Genomic DNA, 378 nt, shown 5'->3' on the forward strand with positions numbered 1-378 from the left:
CCACCCTCGCACCGCACGCGGCCCTCGCGGTGACCGTCGATGTTCGCGGCGGCGACGGGACGAGACTCGGCGAGATCGCCGCCGTGCGCGACCGGTACGACTTCGCCCTCACCGCGGACGCGCAGTTCTCGGCGCGCTGGAGCATGCCCGAGCAGTGGAACGCCGATACGGTCTCGCTGGCCCCGATGCTCTCGGGGTTCGGCGCCGCACACCTCCGTCACCGTCGAGGTGGTGCTCGGCACCGCGAGGCTCGCCACCGAGTCGGACCTGCCGTCGCGCGTCACCGGGTTCGTGCAGTTCGTGATCGAGGAGCAGGGCCCCGTCGCCGACGATGTCGCCCCCGTGGAGCGCGTCGACACACGCCGGGGCTCCCATTCC

At 72.8% G+C, this 378-nt stretch carries 1 protein-coding gene; it reads right to left on the reverse strand.

Features of this window, described 5'->3' with window-relative positions; genetic code table 11:
- Positions 1-242 (reverse strand): hypothetical protein (locus BN2660_RS16700; protein ID WP_218054126.1); only part of this gene is annotated, 242 nt, incomplete at its 3' end.
- Positions 243-378: the final 136 nt, after the last annotated feature.

The organism is Microbacterium sp. 3J1 (assembly GCF_001049495.1).
GTDB lineage: Bacteria > Actinomycetota > Actinomycetes > Actinomycetales > Microbacteriaceae > Microbacterium.